The 19,305-nt window shown below is 67.0% G+C and carries 16 protein-coding genes and 2 pseudogenes; 9 read left to right on the forward strand and 9 right to left on the reverse strand.

Annotation, left to right across the window (positions count from 1 at the left end; translation table 11 throughout):
• Positions 1 to 111, forward strand: a pseudogene (locus HNW77_RS17820) (IS5/IS1182 family transposase); the annotation flags it as partial.
• Positions 112 to 200: 89 nt separating this feature from the next.
• On the opposite strand, the gene HNW77_RS13745 reads toward HNW77_RS17820, so the two are convergent.
• Positions 201 to 1,106, reverse strand: a complete 906-nt coding sequence (locus HNW77_RS13745) for an S-methyl-5'-thioadenosine phosphorylase (RefSeq protein WP_172158395.1) — start codon at positions 1,104 to 1,106, stop codon at positions 201 to 203.
• Positions 1,096 to 1,908: a cytochrome c1 gene (locus HNW77_RS13750; protein ID WP_172158396.1), complete on the reverse strand. Its 813-nt coding sequence runs from the start codon at positions 1,906 to 1,908 to the stop codon at positions 1,096 to 1,098. Before HNW77_RS13750 ends, HNW77_RS13745 begins: the two co-directional genes overlap by 11 nt.
• A 187-nt stretch (positions 1,909 to 2,095) precedes the next feature.
• Between HNW77_RS13750 and hemF the strand changes: the two genes are divergently transcribed.
• Positions 2,096 to 3,004 (forward strand): oxygen-dependent coproporphyrinogen oxidase, encoded by a 909-nt coding sequence (gene hemF, locus HNW77_RS13755; RefSeq protein WP_172158398.1) that lies wholly within the window; start codon positions 2,096 to 2,098, stop codon positions 3,002 to 3,004.
• 117 nt (positions 3,005 to 3,121) lie between these two features.
• Positions 3,122 to 4,201: a hypothetical protein gene (locus HNW77_RS13760; RefSeq protein ID WP_172158400.1), complete on the forward strand. Its 1,080-nt coding sequence runs from the start codon at positions 3,122 to 3,124 to the stop codon at positions 4,199 to 4,201.
• Positions 4,202 to 4,211: 10 nt separating this feature from the next.
• On the opposite strand, the gene HNW77_RS13765 is transcribed toward HNW77_RS13760, so the two are convergent.
• From HNW77_RS13765 to HNW77_RS13785, 5 genes are all read right to left on the reverse strand, one after another.
• Positions 4,212 to 4,823, reverse strand: a complete 612-nt coding sequence (locus HNW77_RS13765) for a Smr/MutS family protein (protein WP_172158403.1) — start codon at positions 4,821 to 4,823, stop codon at positions 4,212 to 4,214.
• A 158-nt stretch (positions 4,824 to 4,981) separates the two neighbouring features.
• The gene (locus HNW77_RS13770; RefSeq protein ID WP_275942156.1) at positions 4,982 to 6,388 is read right to left on the reverse strand and encodes a cytochrome-c peroxidase; all 1,407 of its coding nucleotides are present in this window, start codon (positions 6,386 to 6,388) and stop codon (positions 4,982 to 4,984) included.
• A gap of 105 nt (positions 6,389 to 6,493) precedes the next feature.
• Positions 6,494 to 7,366: a DNA-methyltransferase gene (locus HNW77_RS13775; protein WP_172158405.1), complete on the reverse strand. Its 873-nt coding sequence runs from the start codon at positions 7,364 to 7,366 to the stop codon at positions 6,494 to 6,496.
• A 36-nt stretch (positions 7,367 to 7,402) separates the two neighbouring features.
• A complete protein-coding gene (gene mltA, locus HNW77_RS13780; protein ID WP_172158407.1) occupies positions 7,403 to 8,620 on the reverse strand; it encodes a murein transglycosylase A in 1,218 nt (405 codons plus the stop codon).
• A gap of 52 nt (positions 8,621 to 8,672) precedes the next feature.
• On the reverse strand, positions 8,673 to 9,353 hold the full coding sequence (locus tag HNW77_RS13785) for a Tim44/TimA family putative adaptor protein (RefSeq protein ID WP_172158409.1): 681 nt from the start codon (positions 9,351 to 9,353) through the stop codon (positions 8,673 to 8,675).
• Between the two features lie 203 nt (positions 9,354 to 9,556).
• On the opposite strand from HNW77_RS13785, the gene secB reads away from it, so the two are divergent.
• Positions 9,557 to 10,078, forward strand: coding sequence for a protein-export chaperone SecB (gene secB, locus HNW77_RS13790; RefSeq protein WP_172158410.1), 522 nt, complete (start codon positions 9,557 to 9,559; stop codon positions 10,076 to 10,078).
• 95 nt (positions 10,079 to 10,173) lie between these two features.
• Here secB and HNW77_RS13795 read toward each other — a convergent pair whose 3' ends face one another.
• Together HNW77_RS13795 and hemC are read right to left on the reverse strand one after the other, a co-directional pair.
• Positions 10,174 to 10,914: a uroporphyrinogen-III synthase gene (locus HNW77_RS13795; protein WP_241694483.1), complete on the reverse strand. Its 741-nt coding sequence runs from the start codon at positions 10,912 to 10,914 to the stop codon at positions 10,174 to 10,176.
• Positions 10,898 to 11,980, reverse strand: a complete 1,083-nt coding sequence (hemC, locus tag HNW77_RS13800) for a hydroxymethylbilane synthase (protein ID WP_172158413.1) — start codon at positions 11,978 to 11,980, stop codon at positions 10,898 to 10,900. Before hemC ends, HNW77_RS13795 begins: the two co-directional genes overlap by 17 nt.
• Before the next feature lie 71 nt (positions 11,981 to 12,051).
• Here hemC and tsaD point away from each other — a divergent pair, with 71 nt between their 5' ends.
• The 5 genes and pseudogenes from tsaD to mutS all read left to right on the forward strand — a co-directional run bounded on the left by tsaD (position 12,052) and on the right by mutS (position 19,274).
• On the forward strand, positions 12,052 to 13,167 hold the full coding sequence (gene tsaD / locus HNW77_RS13805; protein ID WP_172158420.1) for a tRNA (adenosine(37)-N6)-threonylcarbamoyltransferase complex transferase subunit TsaD: 1,116 nt from the start codon (positions 12,052 to 12,054) through the stop codon (positions 13,165 to 13,167).
• A 197-nt stretch (positions 13,168 to 13,364) separates the two neighbouring features.
• Complete coding sequence (locus HNW77_RS13810; protein WP_172158421.1) at positions 13,365 to 14,336, forward strand: NAD(P)H-dependent glycerol-3-phosphate dehydrogenase; 972 nt, start codon at positions 13,365 to 13,367, stop codon at positions 14,334 to 14,336.
• A 104-nt stretch (positions 14,337 to 14,440) separates the two neighbouring features.
• Complete coding sequence (locus HNW77_RS13815; RefSeq protein WP_172158422.1) at positions 14,441 to 14,926, forward strand: glutathione peroxidase; 486 nt, start codon at positions 14,441 to 14,443, stop codon at positions 14,924 to 14,926.
• A 25-nt stretch (positions 14,927 to 14,951) separates the two neighbouring features.
• Positions 14,952 to 16,514, forward strand: coding sequence for a murein biosynthesis integral membrane protein MurJ (murJ, locus tag HNW77_RS13820; RefSeq protein ID WP_172158423.1), 1,563 nt, complete (start codon positions 14,952 to 14,954; stop codon positions 16,512 to 16,514).
• Between the two features lie 150 nt (positions 16,515 to 16,664).
• Positions 16,665 to 19,274, forward strand: a pseudogene (mutS, locus tag HNW77_RS13825) (DNA mismatch repair protein MutS).
• Positions 19,275 to 19,305 lie beyond the last annotated feature (31 nt).

A 19,305-nucleotide genomic window follows, 5' to 3' on the forward strand; every position in this document is an offset into this window, starting at 1 on the left:
TTCTTCTGCAAGCTCAAGGAGTTCAAGCGTATCGCCACGCGGAGCGACAAGACAGACAGATCATTCGCAGCGATGATTTATCTCTCCGCTGCAATCATCAATTCACGATAATTCCCAACAGGCCCCAAAAAGCTTCTTGAGGAAAGCCGCCTTTTTGAAAAAAGGCGGCACCCAAAAACTTCTGTTTTCAAAATGGTCTCTTAAGCCCGGTTCAGAACACGACCAGCAACAGCATCCAGCTTTTTAAGCAGGGCGGGATCGCGCTTTTCGGGCGCGGTGATGATGGCGTGCTCGAGCGCGCGGTCACAGCCTGCATGGCACGGCCCACGCTTCGCACCGAGCTTGGGAATGACCGAACGCACGAGCGCGCGCGCGCGGCTGGCGTTCTGCTGCATCACCTTGACCACCGCATCGACCGTGACACTGTCATGGTCATCGTGCCAGCAGTCATAATCGGTGACCATGGCCACCGTGGCGTAGCAGATCTCGGCCTCGCGGGCGAGCTTGGCCTCGGGCATGTTGGTCATGCCCACCACCGAGCAGCCCCATGAGCGGTAGAGATTGCTCTCGGCGCGGGTGGAAAACTGCGGGCCTTCCATGACCAGGTAGGTGCCGCCACGGGTCACGTCCAGCCCGAGTTCGCGGCACTGGCCTTCCAGCACGTCGCCAATGCGCGGGCATAGCGGGTCGGCCATGCCGACATGGGCCACGCAGCCGGTATCGAAAAAGCTCTTCTCGCGCGCGAACGAGCGGTCGATGAACTGGTCGATCACCACGAAGTGGCCCGGCGGCAGTTCTTCCTTGAGCGAGCCGACCGCCGAGAGCGAGACGATATCGGTCACGCCCGAGCGCTTGAGCGCATCGATATTGGCGCGGTAGTTCAGGCGCGAGGGCGGCAGCGGGTGGCCCCGGCCATGGCGCGGCAGGAACACGCAGCGCACGCCATCAAGCCGGCCGAACAGCAACTGGTCCGACGGCTTGCCCCACGGGGTCTCGACCGTGCGCCATTCCTTGTCCTCAAGGCCTTCGATATCATACAGGCCGGACCCGCCGATCAGGCCGATAACCGGCTCGATCTGCGCGCCAGTGGCAGCGTTAGTGGACATTGGACCACGTTCTCCGTTTCAGACAGATGGAAAGGACAAGCAGGATCAGCAGGAACACGACCGCCCCCACTCCTGCGCGATGCCGCGCCGCCAGGTGCGGGTTTGCCACCCAGGCCAGATAGGTCGTGACATCACGCGCCTGCTGCTCGACCGTGGCGGGCGTGCCATCGGGGTAGGTAATGCCGCCTTCATACAGCGGCGGCGGCATGGCGATCTGCCCGTTGGCGGCATAGGGGTTGTAGAACGTGCCCGGCGGCACCACCGTGCCCGCGGGCGGGGTCTGGCCATAGCCGGTAAGGAAGGCATAGATGCGGTCCACGCCGCCGGGATGCACCACGGCCAGCCGCGACTGGTCGGGCGGCACCACGCCATGATTGGCCACGGCGGCCACATGCGCATCGGGATAGGGCGAGAGCAGGTGGTCATCCATGTTGGCGGGCCGGGCAACCGGGTGGCCCGCCGCATCCACCCCTGCGGGGATGTGATGGCTGGCGGCCAGCGCGTTGACATCCGCCTCCTTCAGCCCCAGCCCGGCCAGGTCGCCATAGGTCACGGCACTCATGCCGTGGCAGGCCGAACAGACCTGGGCATACACCGTGTAGCCACGCTGCACGGCCGCCATGTCAAAATGCCCCAGCGGCCCCTGAAAGCTCCAGTGCTGCCGGGGCGGCTCACGATAATCATGCGCCCTGGCCCCGCTGCCCACGGGCAGCACCGCCAGCAACCCGCCCAGTAACAGGCCATGCCGTAACATGATGCGCTGGGGTTGCGCCCCGCGCTGCCGATGACCCGGTTCATGCATGTCTGCTACGTTCCCGCCACAATTTCCGTATCCCTGCGCATTAGCCCTGCGCAGTGCCGCGCAGGGCTGGCCTCCTTCCTAGCGGCAGCACAACCGGTCTTGCAATCACCCGTCTTGCAATAAGTGGAACAAACGGGCACCCGTAATATCCATCGCGAACGACCAGAACGGGCTAAATGAGACGAACATGACAATTTCCCGCACCCCCGTCGCCCACGACGCACTCAAGGACACGGCCCGGACCTGGTTTGAAACCCTGCGCGACCGGATCTGCACGGCCTTTGAACAGATCGAGGATGAGGCCGTGGCCGCCGGCACGCCCACCCTGCCCGGCAAGGAAGCCGCGGGCCGCTTCGAGCGCAAGCCGTGGTCGCGCACCAATGACGATGGCACGCCCGGCGGCGGCGGCGTGATCAGCCTCATGCGCGGGCGGGTGTTTGAAAAGGTGGGGGTCAATGTCTCCACCGTGAGCGGGGTGTTCAGCCCCGGATTCCGCGACTCGATTCCCGGCGCATCGGAAGACCCGCGCTTCTTCGCCACCGGCATCAGCCTCGTGGCCCATATGTGCAGCCCGCTGGTGCCCGCGGCCCATTTCAACACCCGCATGATCATCACCACGCAGGGCTGGTTTGGCGGCGGTGGCGACATCACCCCCATGTTCCCCGAAAGTGCGGAAGCCATCAGCGATGGCGCGCGCTTTCACGACGGGTTCCGCAAGGCGTGCGAGAAGCATGACCCGGACTATTATCCCCGCTTCAAGGAATGGTGCGACAGGTACTTTTACCTGCCCCACCGCGACGAAGCCCGCGGGCTGGGCGGCATTTTCTATGACCGGCTCGATACCGGCAACCTCGATGCCGATTTCGCGTTCACCCGGGATGTGGGGCTTGGCTTCCTCGAAACCTATCCCGACATCGTGCGCGGCCGCATGATGGAACCGTGGACACAAGAGCAGCGCAAGGCGCAGCTTGTCCGGCGCGGGCGGTATGTCGAGTTCAACCTGCTCCATGACCGTGGCACGATTTTTGGCCTCAAAACGGGCGGAAACACCGAAGCCATCCTCATGAGCCTTCCCCCGGAAGTCCACTGGCCATAAGAATAGCGCCATGCCCGTTCCACGCTCCCTGCCCCGCCCTGACCAGTCCACCCGCCGCCATGCGGCATGGCCCGACAGCGCGCCGGCAGGGCCCTGGCGCGACCGGGGGCGCCAGCCATGATCAGGCGCCGGGCTTTCATGGCCCTTGTGGCCGCGGGCGCCGCGCGGCCGTGGGGGGCGCGGGCATCCGAACTCCCGCGTGAGCGCCTGCCCCAGTTGCCCACCGGCACGCCGGGGCTGCTCGTGGCGGGCAGCCACAGCGCCATGGCGGAGCGCTGGAGCCCCATCCTGCCCACGGCCCTGGGCCAGGGGCTGGGCCTGCCCAACCCGCTGAGCGTGCGCGACACGGTGGGGCAGGACGGGGTGACGGGTGCCAACCTGTTCGATTCCCAGTTTGCATCCGATGGCATGATGGCGCTGGCGGCCCCCGGCTCGGCGCTCGTCTCCTCGCTCTGTGGCGATCCGCGCATCCACTTCGACTACACCCGCTGGCTGCCACTGCTGCTCAGCCTGACGGTGCCCATCGTGATCGGGCGCACGCAGTTGCACCGCAGCCTTGGCAGCTTCATGCGCGACCGGCCCGTGCGCATTGCCGTCTCGACGCTGACCGGCATCGAACTGCCCACCGTGCTGGCCATGACGCTGTTCGGGCTGCGGCCCATACCGGTTACGGGCCTGGCCACGCCGCAGGCCGCGGCTGCGGCCCTGCGCGACAATCAGGTCGATGTCATCCAGATTACCGACCCGCTGGGCACGCCCGAGACGGCAGCCCTGACCGGCACGCTGGCGCAGGCGGGCTGCCCCGCCCTGTTTGCGCTGACCGACCGCCCCGGCCCCTTCAGCCTGCCCGGCCAGACAATCATGAACATGGAGGACCGGCTGCGTCAGGATGCACGTTCGGCGCTGAACAGCCTGCTGCATGCGGCACTCAGGCCGCTGGCGGGGGCTGCCGGGGTGGATCTGGCGCTGGTGCTGCCCATGCTCACCTCATCGGCCACGCTGGCGCGGTGGCGGGCGGCCACCGCGCAGGCGCTGCATGACGGCACCGTGCAGGATACGATGCATGATGCAGGCCGCACGCTGCTGACCGGCACGGACGCCACCGAGGCGCTGCGGCAGATCTCGGGCGATACCTCAAGCATCATGACCCTGCGCCGCTGGCTGGCCGCGAACCTGCCCACCTGGCGGCTGGGCTGAACCGCTGCCCCTAGCGGTACACGCCGCGCCCCGGCCTGCGCAGCAGCACGCGCACGGCGCCCTGATTGGCCGCATGCGGGTGCACCACGGCCAGAATGAGCCGCCCCAGATCGCCGCGCCCCAGCCAGAATGGCAGTTCGCGCCGCAGGATGCCGCCATGATGGCCGCTGCCCAGCCCGGTAATGATCTCGACACAGCGCACATTGTCGGCATGCGCCTGAATGAGGAAGCCGTGCAGGCGGTGGAACGCCGTCTGCGCCACCTGCCCGTGCAGGTCAAGCCTGCGCTCGGGGCGCAGCTTGCCACTCACCAGCCCGCGCCAGCTCGTATCATCGAGCCCCGGCCTGCGCACCCCGATCTCGAACGCGCCGCCCCTGCCCTTCTGCACCGTCAGGCTATGGCTTGCGGTCTGGTGCACCGCATGCACGCCCCCCGCCGCAAGGCGCTGCATGATGGCGGCACGGCTCATGCCCGGTCGGTCCGCCTCGGGCGGCACGGAAGGCGGCGGGGTGGGCGGTGGCGTCTGGCCGGTGTGGCGTGGCGCGGTCCGTAGCGGCGCGATACCCTGCGCGAAGGCCGCCCACAGGGCCTGTTCCTCCTCGTTCAGTCTGCGCTGCCTCACGGTATGATTCCTTTCTGCGGGCCGGTGGCCTGCGCGCATAGAATCATACCGTGCCCGCAAGGTCCATGTTTTCAGGCACGCAGCCCGCGCAAAAAGAATGCCGCCTTTTTTGAAAAAAGGCGGCATCCGCAAACGTCCGTCGTTCTTTATCAGGCCCCTCAGGGCGTCGTGTCGCGCAGCGTCTCGCCCTGGTACTTCCCGGTCAGCGTGTTGAGGAAGGACACGATATCCGCCACATCCTGCTCGGACATGTCATGGTCCGGCGTCTGGTAACGCGCCATCTTGCGCACGGCATCATCGAGCGTCTTCACGCTGCCATCATGGAAGTAGGGCGCGGTCAGCGCGATGTTGCGCAGGTTGGGCACCTTGAAGCGCTCCATGTCGGCCGGGTCGTGGGTGACTTCAAAGCGCCCCTTGTCGGCATCGGTCAGCGTGCCGCCACGGGCGGCGAAGTAATCGCCTTCCAGCCCCATCGGCTCAAGTGCCTGCCCGCCCATGGACGGGCCGGTATGGCACCCCGCGCAGCCCACCTGCCTGAACAGCGCGTAGCCATGCTTTTCCTGCGTGTTCAGTGCCGCGTCATCACCCTTCAGGTACTGGTCGAAGCGGCTGTCGGGGGTGACCAGCGTCTTTTCATATTCGGCGATGGCGTTGGTGATGGTGGTCTCATCAATCGTATCGCTGCCAAAGGCGGCCTGGAAGGCAGGGGCGTAGGTCGGGTCGGCGCGCAGGCTGTCCGCCACGGCGGTCCAGTCATGCGATCCCATCTCGACGGGGTTCATGACCGGGCCTGCCGCCTGCTGCGCCAGCGTATCGGCGCGCGCGTTCCAGAACTGCCATCTGCTGAAGCCCACATTGAACACCGTCGGCACGTTGATCGGCCCCTTCTGGCCGCCGATGCCGGAGGCCGTGACCAGTCCGTCCACGCCGCCATGCTGCAGGCTGTGGCACGACGCGCAGTTCGACTGGCCATCACCCGACAGCCTGCGGTCAAAGAACAGGCGCTGGCCCAGCGCCACCTTGCTGGCATCCACCGGAACCGACTCAGGCAGGGGCTGCACGGGGTCCGCGGCAAAGCGGTCGGCAACGCCCGGCGTGGCGTAATGCTGGCGGCGCACCTGCGCGATCCAGGTCAGCATGCTCTCGCGCTGGCTGGCCGAAAGGTGGGCATGCCAGTGCATGAGCAGGTACAGCGTGGGGGGCATGCGGTTCTGGTTGATGACTTCCTCGATGCGGGCCAGTTTTTCCTCATCGGGCACGCTGCCATTTTGCAGCGCGTCGATCACCGGCTCCACGCGGAAGTGGCGCAGCCCCTCATCACGGTCACGGCTCATGAGCGGCTGCGCTACGGGCAGGTGAAAATAGAACGGCAGCTCGACCCTGGCGGCGTGGCAGTAATCACACCGCGCCTCACGCACCACATCAAGTGCCGCGCGCGATACCGCATCGACCCCCGCCCCGGCGGGGGCAGGCGCGGTTGCGTGGTCAAAATGGGTGAGATAGGCAACCGTGCCACCATACACCATGCCGCCAGCCACCACGGCCGCCGCCACCATCTTCCTCATCGACATGCAAAACCCTTTCGCTTGGCTTGCGGATGTTCTGGTCGATTGAAGGAATATTTGTCAAAACAATCGTTTCGATAAAAACGATCAATAATTTCGATCATCTCACCCGTCCGCACCAGCCTCAGCCGCGACCATAGCCTGCCGCACGCGCTGCCGGGCGACATTGACATAGATGGTATCCAGATCAATTCCGATGCCCCGCCCCCCTTCGCGCACGGCGGCGACGAGCGTGGTGCCCGTGCCCATGAAGGGGTCGAGCACCACGGGCGCACTCTTGCCATGCAGGCGGATGCACATCTGCGGCAGTTGCACGGGAAACGTGCCGGGGTGGTGGAATTTCTGCGCCTTGCCCTGCACCGTCTCATAGGGGATGAACCACGTATCCCCCCGGCAGCGCCGGTCCTGGCGGTGGCCGCGGCGCACGATGTTGGACTTGTCCATGTAGGGCACGCCGATATCGAGCCGGTTCAGCCCGACATCGCCCGCGCGGGTGAGGTGGAACAGGTGCTCATGGTTGCGGTTGAGGTAGCGGTGGCTGTTGACCGGCTTGAAGTGGCCATGCGTGTCGGTGCCGACCGAGATCGACTTGACCCAGGCAATATGGTTTTGCAGCACGAACAGCTCGCGCAGCCGCACCATGAGTTCGAACGGCAGCCAGGGCTGGGCCGATGACCCCGCCACATTGAGGAAGAACGACCCGTCGGGCCGCATCACGCGCCGCACCTCGCGCGCGATCTCGACCATCCAGTCCAGATAGCCCTCTTCTTCCAGCCGGTCGCGGTAGGTGCGGTATTTGAGGCCGATGTTGTAGGGCGGCGAGGTCACGACCACATCCACGCTGTCAGCTTCCATGCGGCGCAGCGCGCGCAGGCAGTCGCCGCGCACCAGCAGGTGCGGCCCCTCGGTGTAACGGACAGTCCGCGGCAGGCGGGGTGTGGATGCGGAAACCTGCCCCGCGCGGGGTCGCCCTGTCATGATGCTGCTACGCTCTTCACTCCGCCCGGAGCGGATCTAGTGTTTGTGTTTATGCCTGTGCTTCTTTTCATGCCCCGGTTCGCTGCGGGGCACCAGCAGGATCATCTGGCCGGGTGAATGCAGGTTTCCCGCTGCCTGCGCCGCCTCCGGCCCCCAGCCCATATACAGGTCCGCCCGGTCCGGTCCCTTTATGTCGGTGCCCAGATCCTGCGCGAAGTCGAGCCGGTTCCACGCGGCCAGGTGGCCTGCAAGCGGCACCTGCGCCTGCACCCATACCGGGCTTCCCAGCGGAATGTAAGAGCGGTCGACCGCCATGGAGCGCCCCGGCGTGAGCGGCACGCCCAGCGCGCCCGGCGCACCGGCCAGCGGGCTGTCGGACGGCAGTTCGCGGAAGAAGACGTAATTGGGGTTCTGCTCCATCATCGCCCGCGCCTTGCCCGGATTCGCCTCCAGCCAGCCACGGATCGAGGCCATGTTGACATCATCGCTGCCAATCAGGCCCTGCGCCACCATGGCCCGGCCCAGCGGCACGTAAGGCTGGCCATTGAGGCCATCGAAGCCAAGGCGGACCACCTCGTCATTGGGCAGGCGGACGCGGCCTGAACCCTGAATCTGCAAAAAGAACAGGTCCACCGGGTCGGCCAGCCACAGCAGTTCGAGCTTTTTATGCGCCAGCGCCCCTTCATCGATCTGCGCGCGGGTCCAGTAGGGCACGATCTGCCCGTCATGCACGCGCCCGGTTGCCACATTGCCCTGCGCATCACGCTGGCGCACCAGATCGGGCGGACGACGATAGACGGGGGTCTGGTAAATGCCGCCACGGCGCAGGGAACCGCGGATCTCGGGCTCGTAATAGCCGGTGAACAGCGTGCCGTCCGCGCGCTTGCCTGCGGGCAGGCGGGTCGGCACGAACCATTGCTCGAAAAACGCACGCGCCGCAGCCCGGTCGCCAGCGGGCACCGCGCGGGCCGCGACACAGGCGGGCTGCCAGTCACCCACCTGGTGGCCCGCATGCGCCGAGGCATCGCCCCCCAGCCCGCTTTCGGGCGGCAGGCTCTCGATCTTGTGGCATTCGGCCAGAAAGACGGGGAGTGCCTCCTCCTGCGCATCGTCCTGCCAGCCCGGAAGCTGGCTGAAGGAGACGGCGCGGGCATGGCTGGATGGTGCCTTCGCCCCGAGCGTGGGGGACTCCATATGGCACCCGCACAGGGCAACAACGGCGCACAGCGGCGCGATACGCTTGAACACTTTCATAAAGATGTATTTATCATGGCTTTATTGATGAAAGTAAGGCAGTTCATCGTGCCTACGCGCTGCGGCTGGCCCCAAGCCGCCAGCCATCACCATTTATGCCAAGAATGCGCTCGAACACCCACAGGTCGGAAAACTCGGTCACGGCATCCACGCCCGCCACGGGCTGGCCGTTGCCATCCAGTGTCACGCTGATCTGGTCGGATACGATGCGCACTTCGATATGGGCGACAGGATTGGGGCCGGTCGTTTCATCAATATCCGCGCCGATGATGGCGATATCGGTAATATCGCGGATTTCGCTGCGCAGCGTCTCGCCCGCCTGCTGGCGCGACGCGATCGCGGCCTCGAACGCCGTGAAGGTGGCAGCCGTCAGCAGCGTGCGCAGCGTGTTCAGGTCGCCTGCCGCATAGGCGGTCACGATCTGGCGGAAGGCCGCCTCCGTGCCCCTGGCAAACCCGTCTGGCGTGAAATCGGGCTGCAGCGCGGCAATGCGGGCCAGCACGCCGCCCACGCGCGTATCGGGCGCGGGGATGTCATATGTAACGACAGGCGGCGGCGGCTCGGGGGCTTTCTGCACCATGGCGGGCGCCACGGGCGGGGGTGCCACGGGGCGGGCCGCCGGTTCGGCGCCGACACGGCGACCGAGGATGCTACGCAGCCGCAGCACGAGAAAGACAGCCACCAGCCCCAGAACAATCAGATCCAGCGGAAAATGACCAAAAGAAAAATTCATGCCGCGCGTCCATCATCGCAGGTGGGCCAGCCTGCCAAAGATTACCCTGCGCTACAACATAGGCAACGCCCGGAGCCAGCACAATGCGCGACGAGCGTTAAAATTCCGGCAGCTGGTATGGCATCACCTGCATACCCATGCTACGGCCAGAGGATACGGTACCCTTTCTTTTCGCCTCTATCCTGTGGGGAATACAGACAAGCATGTCCGACACGACTCAGCCGCCCGCCCCTGAAAACGCCCAGAGCGCGCCCCCGGCGCAGCCCCTGGCGATCAACCTGCAATACATCAAGGACCTGTCGTTTGAAGTGCCCGCCGGTGCGGAAATCTTCGCAACGCTGCGCACCAACCCGCAGATTTCGGTCAACATTGATGTGCAGGCCAACCGGCTGGAACCCGACCAGATGGTGTTTGAGGTGATCCTGGCCGTAAAGACCGAGGCCACCGAGCCCCCGCAGCAGGAAGGCGGCCCGCAGGGGCGCCCGGTGTTCATTGCCGAACTGGCCTATGCCTGCATCGTGACCCTGACCAACCCGCCCGCCGAGCTTGTCGAGCCGATCCTGCTCGTTGAAGTGCCGCGCCTGATCTTCCCCTATGTGCGCAACATCCTCAGCGAAGTCACGCGTGATGGCGGCTTCCCGCCCGTGGTGCTGCAGCCGATCGACTTCGTGGCGCTGTGGCAGGCCAAGCGCAACTCGTTTGACCAGACGCCGGGCCACGCCTGATCCTTCTGGCGGTTACGGTTACAGACAAAAGGCCGGGGGCATGTGCTCCCGGCCTTTTTGCATGGTCCGTGCCTGCCCTTTGCACCAGAAACGTCTCAAGGATTGCCCAGGCAGGCCAGCATGGCAGCCTGATCTGGCCGGGCCGCCACGCGTATATCCCGCCATGCGGGCACGGTGGCCAGGGCGTTCGCCACGCCCGCTGACATGGCTACCGCCACGACCTGCCCCAGCAGCCCGGCCTGCGTCGCAGTCAGGGCCGCGAGAAACGCCTGCGCCGTGCGGGTGGAATAGAACAGGATCGCCGCCACCTGCCCTGCCCCGAGCGCCTGTGCCGCCTGCATGGGCAGACGCTGCCCGGGACGGACCGCATAGACGCAGCGCCGCATGACACGAAACCCCTCCGCCCGCAGTGCCTGCGCCATGTCGCGCCCATAGCCACGCCCCACGGCCAGAAGCAGCCGCCCCCGCGCGGGCAGGGCGGCGCGCAGCAATGCGGCCAGATCATCCGCCGTGCCCGCCGCCGTGACGACATGCGTAAAACCGGCCACGCGCGCCCGCGCGCCCGTGGCATGACCCACCACGTAACAGGGTACATCATGCCATGCGGGGCGGTTTATGGCGGCAATGGCCTGCCCGCTGGTCAGCACGATGGCATCGGGGCGGGGTGTGTCTGGCGCCAGGGAAAGCGGCTCGACATGCAGCATGGAAGCCGCGATGGGCTGCCACCCCAGCCCGGCCACCGCCGCCATGGTGGGGGCGAGGCCGGGCGGGGGGCGGGTAATGATGACCCCGTTCTGCGCGACGGGGGCGTTTTGCTGGTCAGGCGCTCTCGGCAAAGATGTCAGCCGGGCTGTCGGCGCGCAGGCTGCGGCCAAGATCGCGCCCCAGGCGGGCCGCATCGGACGGCGCGCCGCTGATCGAGCGCTTGAGCAGGAAGGAGCCATCCTCCCGCGCCACAAGCCCGGTCAGGTGCAGTTCCGGCGCGCCACCGGCCACGACCGGGATCAGCCGCGCGTAACCGCCAATGGGCGTGCGGCACGAACCGTCAAGCTCGGCGAGCAGCGCACGCTCGGCCGTGGCCACGGCGCGAGCCTCGTAATCCTCGATGGCGGAAAGAAGTTCGCGCAGTTCCACATCGCTTTCGCGCACGGTCACACCCACAATGCCCTGCCCCGCCGCCGGCACCATGATGGTGGGGTCAAGGATCACGTCGGCGCGGTCTTCCATGCCCAGGCGGCGCAAGCCTGCATAGGCCAGCAGGGTGGCATCGCACTGGCGCGCGGCCAGCTTGTCGAGCCGTGTCTGCACATTGCCGCGCAGCAGGCCGAATTTCAGGTCGGGGCGCACATGCAGCATCTGCGCCTGCCGCCGCACCGAGGCACAGCCCACCAGCGCACCCTGCGGCAGCACGGCGTACGGGTCAGCCGGGTCGGGCTCGCCACAGCCGGGGCCAAGGATCAGCACATCACGCGCATCCTCGCGCTTGAGGGTGCAGGCCAGCACCAGCCCCGGCGGCAGCGTGGTTTCAAGGTCCTTGAGGCTGTGAACGGCAAAATCGATCCGCCCATCAAGCAGCGCCTCATGGATTTCCTTGGCGAACAGGCCCTTGCCGCCAATTTCGGCCAGCTTGCGGTTGAGCACCTGGTCGCCCGTGGTGCTGATCTGGTGCTCCTGGAACGCGCCCATGTCGCGCAGCACGGGGCAGAAGCGGGTCAGCACCGTCAGGAAGGCGCGCGTCTGCACCAGCGCCAGCGGGGAGGCCCGCGTTCCGACCTTCAGCGGTAGCTGCCGCCGGTGGGGTTCGGTCTGGGTGGCTTCCTTTCGCTGGCGTGCAGCAGCCTCGGCCGCGACTTTCTGTAGCGCGGACGATGGAAACGGGGCGGATGGCTTTGCGGACTCCATATCGCGTGTCTATTACCGCATCGCGATAAAGGAAAGATGACATTCGACACATCCGGATTGTAAATTGCGCCATGCCCGATAGCGACCAGACCCCACCCGATCTGCCAACTCCCGTTATGGCCATTGAATCTTCGTGCGATGACACCGCCTGTGCCATCGTCACGATAGACGGTCGGATCGTGGCAGAAACGACATTAACGCAATCCGGCCATGTGCCATTTGGCGGGGTCGTGCCCGAAATTGCCGCCCGCGCCCACCTTGCCGCCCTGCCAGCACTCGTGCGCGACACGCTGGCCAAGGCCGACATGCAGCCCCACGAACTCGGCGCCATTGCCGCAAGCTGCGGGCCGGGACTGATTGGCGGGCTGATCGTCGGCGCCGACATGGGCAAGGGCATGGCCATAGCACTCGACAAGCCCTTCATCGCCGTCAACCACATCGAGGCCCATGCCCTGACCGCGCGCCTGCCCGGCGTGGCTGAAAATGGCGCGCCGTTCCCCTACCTGCTCCTGCTCGTGTCAGGCGGGCACTGCCAGTGCATCGCGGTGGAAGGTGTCGGCCACTACCGCAGGCTGGGCGGCACGATCGATGACGCGGCGGGCGAGGCGTTTGACAAGGTGGCCAAGATGCTCGGCCTCGGCTGGCCGGGCGGCCCGGCGGTAGAGGTCCTTGCGCGTGAGGGCGATCCACGCGCGGTCTCCCTGCCCCGCCCGCTGATGGGCCGGCCGGGATGTGACTTCTCCTTCTCCGGCCTGAAAACCGCCGTGGCACAGAAGCTGCCTGTGGCCGTGCGCACCGCCCTGCCCCGGCAGGAAGCCGCCGATATTGCCGCAAGCTTCCAGCAGGCGGTGAGCGACATCGTGATCGACCGCCTCGGCCATGCGCTGGCGATGATGGAGCGCCCCACCACGCTGGTGGTGGCGGGCGGCGTTGCGGCCAATGGCGTGCTGCGCGCCAACCTGCGCGATTTTGCGGCCCGCCACGACCTGCCCTTTGCCGCCCCGCCGCTGCGGCTGTGTACCGACAATGCCGTGATGGTGGCGTGGGCCGCGATCGAGACCATGCGCGCGCGCCGCGAGGCGGGGCTGCCCATTCCCAACGACATCGCCCTGCGCCCCCGCCCACGCTGGCCGCTCGCGGAAATGGCGCAGCGCATGACAGCGGACCTGCTTGAGACAACGCCTTAGAAGATAAAGGTTTTTGGTGAAGCTTTTTTTCAAAAAGCTTCGAAAGACGCCGCCTGTTTGAAAAATGGCGGCACCCAAAAAACTTTTATCACACACGCGCCCCTCTTCCCCTTGCCCAGCAACCCCGCGCGGCGCATTGCGGTTAGGCACATGACAGAAGGCCGGTTCACGGCACACACCTGCGGAGAACGCACATCATGACCCACACCAAACGCATTGCCGTGATCGGCGCAGGCGCCTGGGGCACGGCGCTGGCCCTGCAGGCCGCCCGCGCGGGCGCGCATGTCACGCTGTGGGCGCGCAATCCCGCCGCCCTCTCGGCGGGGAGGGTCATGCCGCGCCTGCCCGGCTTTGCCCTGCCCGAAGCCATTACGGTCACCGACGCCCTGCCCCGCCAGGCGGATCTGATGCTGCTGGCCTGCCCCATGCAGCACCTGCGCGCGGTTGGCAGCACGCTGCTGCCCTGCGCGCCGATGATCGCCTGCTGCAAGGGCATCGAGCAGGCGACCGGCCTCATGCCGTTGCAGGTGCTGGGCGAGGTGTTTCCCCATAGCGTGCTCGGCGTGCTGTCCGGCCCCAATTTTGCGCATGAGATCGCTGCCGGCCTGCCCGCGGCCGCCGTGCTGGCCAGCAGCGATCGCGCGCAGGCCCGCAGGCTGGCCGACCTGCTGACCACGCCCGCCTTCCGGCTCTATGCCAGCGATGACCCGACCGGCGTGCAGCTTGGCGGTGCTGCCAAGAACGTGGTGGCCATTGCCGCAGGCGCCACCATGGGGGCGAAACTGGGCGAGAACGCGCGCGCGGGCCTGATCACCCGCGCCATTGCCGAACTCGCCCGCCTGTCGCACGCGCTGGGCGGCAAGGTGGAAACGCTGTCCGGCCTTGCGGGGATCGGCGACCTGCTGCTGACCTGCACGGGGGCGGCCTCGCGCAATTACCGGCTGGGGCTGGCCGTGGGCCAGGGCATGCCCGCGCGCGAAGCCGCAGCCGCCCTCGAGGGCGTGGCCGAGGGCATGGCCACGGCCCCCGCCCTGCACCTTCTGGCCCAGGCGCACGGAGTCAGCACGCCCGTCATCGCCACGGTGGCCAGCCTGCTGGCGGGCGAGATCGACATGACGCTGGCGGCACGCGCGCTTCTGGCCCGCCCGGTGGGGCATGAATTCGCCTGACCGGAGCGCAGGCTACATTGCACATTTGCAAACAGGTAACTTGACCCCCGGCGTACCAGCCTGCAATCGGATCATTCCGGCGCGCATACGAGACCGAACATTCCATGACCACGATCTACGATTTTAAACTTCCCGCCCTTAATGGCTCCGAGATCGACCTCGGCACGTTGCGGGGCAAGCCGATCCTGATTGCCAACACGGCCTCGAAATGCGGGTTCACCCCGCAATATGAAGGGCTGCAGAGCCTGTGGACCACATGGCGCAGCCACGACCTTGTGGTGATTGGCGTGCCCTCGGGTGATTTTGGCAACCAGGAGCTTGCCACCCCTGCCGAGATCGGCACCTTCTGCCAGCGCAACTACAATGTGACCTTTCCCCTTACGGTCAAAAGCCACGTCAAGGGGCCGCAGGCGATTCCGCTGTTCCGCTGGCTGGCGCGCGAGGGGGGATTCCTGTCGCTGCCACGCTGGAATTTCTACAAATACCTGATCGGGCGCGACGGCAGCCTGGCCAACTGGTTCACCTGCGTCACCTCGCCCGAATCGCGCCGCGTGCGCATGGCGGTCGAACGCGCCGTGATGGATCACTGATGGATATCATGGCACGCCCCGCCACATGCTGAAGGGCTTCCTGACCGTAAGCGGCTGGACCATGATCAGCCGCGTGCTCGGGCTGGTGCGCGACCAGCTTCTGGCGGCCCTTCTGGGCACGGGGGCGGCGCAGGATGCGTATCAGATCGCCTTCCGCCTGCCCAACATGTTCCGCCGCCTGTTTGGCGAGGGCGCGCTGAACGCCGCCTTCGTGCCGCTGTTTGCCTCCCTGCTCGAGCGCGAGGGCAAGGACACCGCGCGGCAGTTCGCCAGCGAGACCATGAGCGTGCTGCTGTCATGGCTGCTGCTGCTGACCGTGCTGGGCGAGATCTTCATGCCCGGCGTGCTGCGCGTGATCGCGCCGGGCTTCGCACATGGGGATGTGCGCGATTCGCTGGCCATCTCGCTCAGCCGCATCACGTTTCCCTACCTGCTCATGATCTGCGGGGCGGCACTCGTCTCGGGCGTGCTCAACGGCATGCACAGATTTGGCGTGGCGGCAGCCGCCTATGTCAGCTTCAACGTGGTGGGCATTGCCGCCATCGTGCTGCTGCCCCCCTTTACGGGCGATGTGGCCCATGCCGCGGCCTGGGGGGTGAGTGCCTCGGGCGTGGTGCAGTTCGGCATCCTGCTCTACGCGGCGGCGCGCGCGGGCATGCGGCTGCGGCTGGTCATGCCGTGCCTGACCCCGCGCATCCGCACGCTGCTGGCCCGCATGGGCGTGGGGCTGGTGGGCAGCGGCATTACCCAGATCAACTTCCTGGTCGATACCATCATCGCCACCCTGCTGCCTGCAGGCAGCGTGTCGCTCATGTATTTTGCCGACCGGGTGAACCAGTTGCCGCTGGGCGTGCTCGGCGCGGCTGCGGGCACCACGCTGCTGCCCGTGCTCACCCGCCACCTCGCCGCCGATGACGAGGCGGGGGCTCATGGCGTGCAGAACCGCGCCATTTCCTACGCCCTGATCCTGACCCTGCCCGCCGCCGCAGGCCTGCTGGTGCTGGCGGCCCCCGTGATGATGGCGCTGTTCGGCCACGGGCAGTTCACTGCGCATGACGCGGTGCTGGCCGCGCAGTCGCTGCGGGCCTATGCGCTTGGGCTGCCTGCCTTCGTGCTGGTCAAGGTGCTCTCGCCCGGCTTCTTCGCGCGGGGTGATACGCGCACCCCGGTGCTGGTGGGCATGGGCACGCTGGCGCTCAACTTCATTCTCAACATCAGCTTCATGCACTGGCTGGCCCATATCGGCCCGCCACTGGCCAGCAGCCTCGCTGCCATGGTCAATGCGGGCGTGCTGGCCTTCATCCTGCTGCGGCGCGGCGCACTGGTGCCCGACCCCGGCCTGCTGCGCCAGCTTGCGGGCATGGTGGGCTGTGCCGGGCTGATGGCGGGCGGTGTCGCCCTGCTGGGCTACACGCCGCTGGGCCACGCCATGACGGCAGGCCCGCTCATGCGGATTGTGGATGTGGGCATGCTGATCGGGCTGGGCGTGGGGCTCTACCTCGTGGCCCTGCATGGGTTGGGCGTGACCGACCTGCGGCTCGCCCTTGGCGCGGTCAAGCGGCGGCTGGGCCGGAAGCGGCAGGCCTAGACGCCTTGTGAAAACAACGGATAAAAGTTTTTGGGTGCCGCCTTTTTTCAAAAAGGCAGCGTTCCCGGAAGCTTTTTGAAAAAAGCTTCACCAAAAACTTTCTTCTGCTCCCTGCTGGCGAATCCCCCACCCCACCGGTAGACACCAGACATGACATTTCCCTCTCCCGAAGGCGCCACACCCGCCATGGCGCAGTGGTTTGCGCTCAAAGCCGAACACCCCGACGCCCTGCTGTTCTTCCGGATGGGAGATTTCTATGAACTCTTCTTCAACGATGCCGAAGCAGCAGCCTCCGCCCTTGATATCTCGCTCACCGCGCGCGGCACGCATGCAGGCCAGCCCATCGCCATGTGCGGGGTGCCGGTGCATGCGGCGCAGGCCTATCTGGCGCGGCTGATCCGCCGGGGCTTTCGCGTATCAGTAGCCGAGCAGACCGAGCAGCCGCGCAAGGGGCGACCGGCCTCCAAGGGCCCGCTGCGGCGCGAGGTCGTGCGCCTGATCACGCCCGGCACGCTGACGGAAGATGAACTGCTTGAAGCAGGCCGCCAGAACCTGCTGGCCTGCATCATCTGCCCCACCGGGCGCGACGCGGGCGACCCTGGCCTTGCGTGGATCGATATTTCCACCGGCCTGTTCGAGACCGCAAGCGTGCCCGCGCACGACCTGCACGACCTGCTCGGCCGCCTCGACCCCGCCGAGATCCTGTGTGCGGATAACGTGGATCTGGGTGATTTCGCACCGCGCCGCACCCCCATCGTGCCACCGCCGGGTGCCCAGGCCGCCCGCACCCGCATGGCCGAGGCCTTTGGCGTGGCCAGCCCCGATGCATTCGGCACCTTCAGCGATGCGGAGGCGCAGGCTGCCGCAGCAGCCCTGGACTACATCCGCCGCAGCCAGGCGGGCCAGTTGCCACGCCTGTCGCACCCCCGCCCCAGCGACAGCCAGGACGTGCTCGGCCTTGACCCCGCCACCCGCGCCAGCCTCGACCTGCTGCGCACGCGTGATGGCACGACCGAGCACACCCTGTTTGCCGCCGTATCACGCACCGTGACCGCAGCCGGCAGCCGCATGCTGGCCGACTGGATCGCAGCGCCCCTGACCGACCCCGCGCGCATTGCCCGCAGGCAGGCCGGGTGGGTCTGGCTGCTTGACAGGCCGGGCGTGCGCGATGACCTGCGCACCCACCTGCGCACCGCCCCCGACATGGCCAGGGCGCTTGGCCGCCTCTCGCTCGGGCGCGGGCAGCCGCGTGATGCCGGGGCCATCCGGCTGGCGCTGCGCGTTGCGCGTGAAATCGGGCAGACCCTGAACCAGCAGGCGGACCTGCCGCCCTTGCTGGCCCTGGCCGTGGGCAACCTTGACCGCGCGCATGACCTTCAGGCCCTGCTGGAGCGCGCGCTGAGCGAAAACCCGCCCGCGCGCATGGATGAAGGCGGCACCATTGCCACGGGCTATGATGCGGAACTCGACGCCCAGCGCGAACTGCGCGATGGCAGCAAGCGCATCATCGCGGCCCTCCAGAAGGAATACGCGGAAGAATTCGGCATCGCCAACCTCAAGATCCGCCACCATGCCCAGCTTGGCTACGTGATCGAGGTGCCTGCCGCAGCAGCAACCCGCCTGCGCGGGCGTGAAGACCTGATCATGCGGCAGGGCACGGCCAGTTCCAGCCGGTTCGCCACCGAGCGGCTGGCCAGCCTTGACCAGCAGATCGCCCAGGCCGCCGAGAACGCCGCCCTGCGCGAGCGCCACCTGTTTACGCAGGTCGTGGGCCACATCCTTGATGAAGCCGCCCTGCCGGACATGGCGGCTTCCCTTGCCGTGATCGACATCGTGCAGTCCTGCGCCGTGCTGGCGGGCGGCGGCGCATGGTGCTGCCCGGCGGTGGGCGATGATACGTCCTTCATCATCCGCGCGGGGCGCCACCCGGTGGTCGAGGCAGCCCTGCCGCGCAACACCCGCTTTACCCCCAATGACTGCGACCTCGAGCCCGACCACCGCATCATGCTGCTCACGGGGCCGAACATGGCGGGCAAGTCCACCTTCCTGCGGCAGGCGGCCCTTGCGGTGATCCTGGCGCAGGCGGGGCTGCCGGTGGCGGCAGCCAGCATGCGCCTTGGCGTGGTGGACCGGCTGTTCTCGCGCGTGGGCGCCGCCGATGACCTGGCGCGCGGGCGCTCGACCTTCATGGTGGAAATGACCGAGACGGCGGCCATCCTCAACCAGGCCGGCCCGCGTTCCCTTGTGGTGGTGGACGAGATCGGGCGCGGCACCTCCACGCTCGACGGGCTGGCCATTGCCTAGGCCGTGCTGGAAACGCTGCATTCCACCCTGCGCTGCCGCGCCATATTCGCCACCCACTTCCATGAACTCGCCGAACTCGCCAACACCATGCCCCGCCTCACCCCCCACACCATGAGCGTGCGCGAATGGAAGGGGCAGGTCATCTTCCAGCATGAAGTCGTGCCCGGCTCGGCGCGGCGCAGCTGGGGCGTGCATGTGGCGCGGCTTGCAGGCGTGCCCGAGCCCGTGGTGCGCCGCGCGGGCCGCCTTCTGGGCATGCTGGAAAAAGAACGCGGCAGGCAGGCTCCGCCGCTGCCGCTGTTCGAGCAGCAGGCCGAAGTAGCGCAAGACACGCCCGCGCAGGCCGCCGTGCCCCCCGCCGCCCTTGATATGCTCGAGACGCTGGACCCCGATGCGCTCAGCCCGCGCACGGCACTGGAAATGCTCTACAAACTCAAAAAACTGCTGAAACCCTGATACGGCTCTGGACCTGACCCCACCAAGGGCG

Origin of the sequence: Komagataeibacter melomenusus (assembly GCF_013155395.1) — a bacterium.
Classification (GTDB): domain Bacteria; phylum Pseudomonadota; class Alphaproteobacteria; order Acetobacterales; family Acetobacteraceae; genus Komagataeibacter; species Komagataeibacter melomenusus.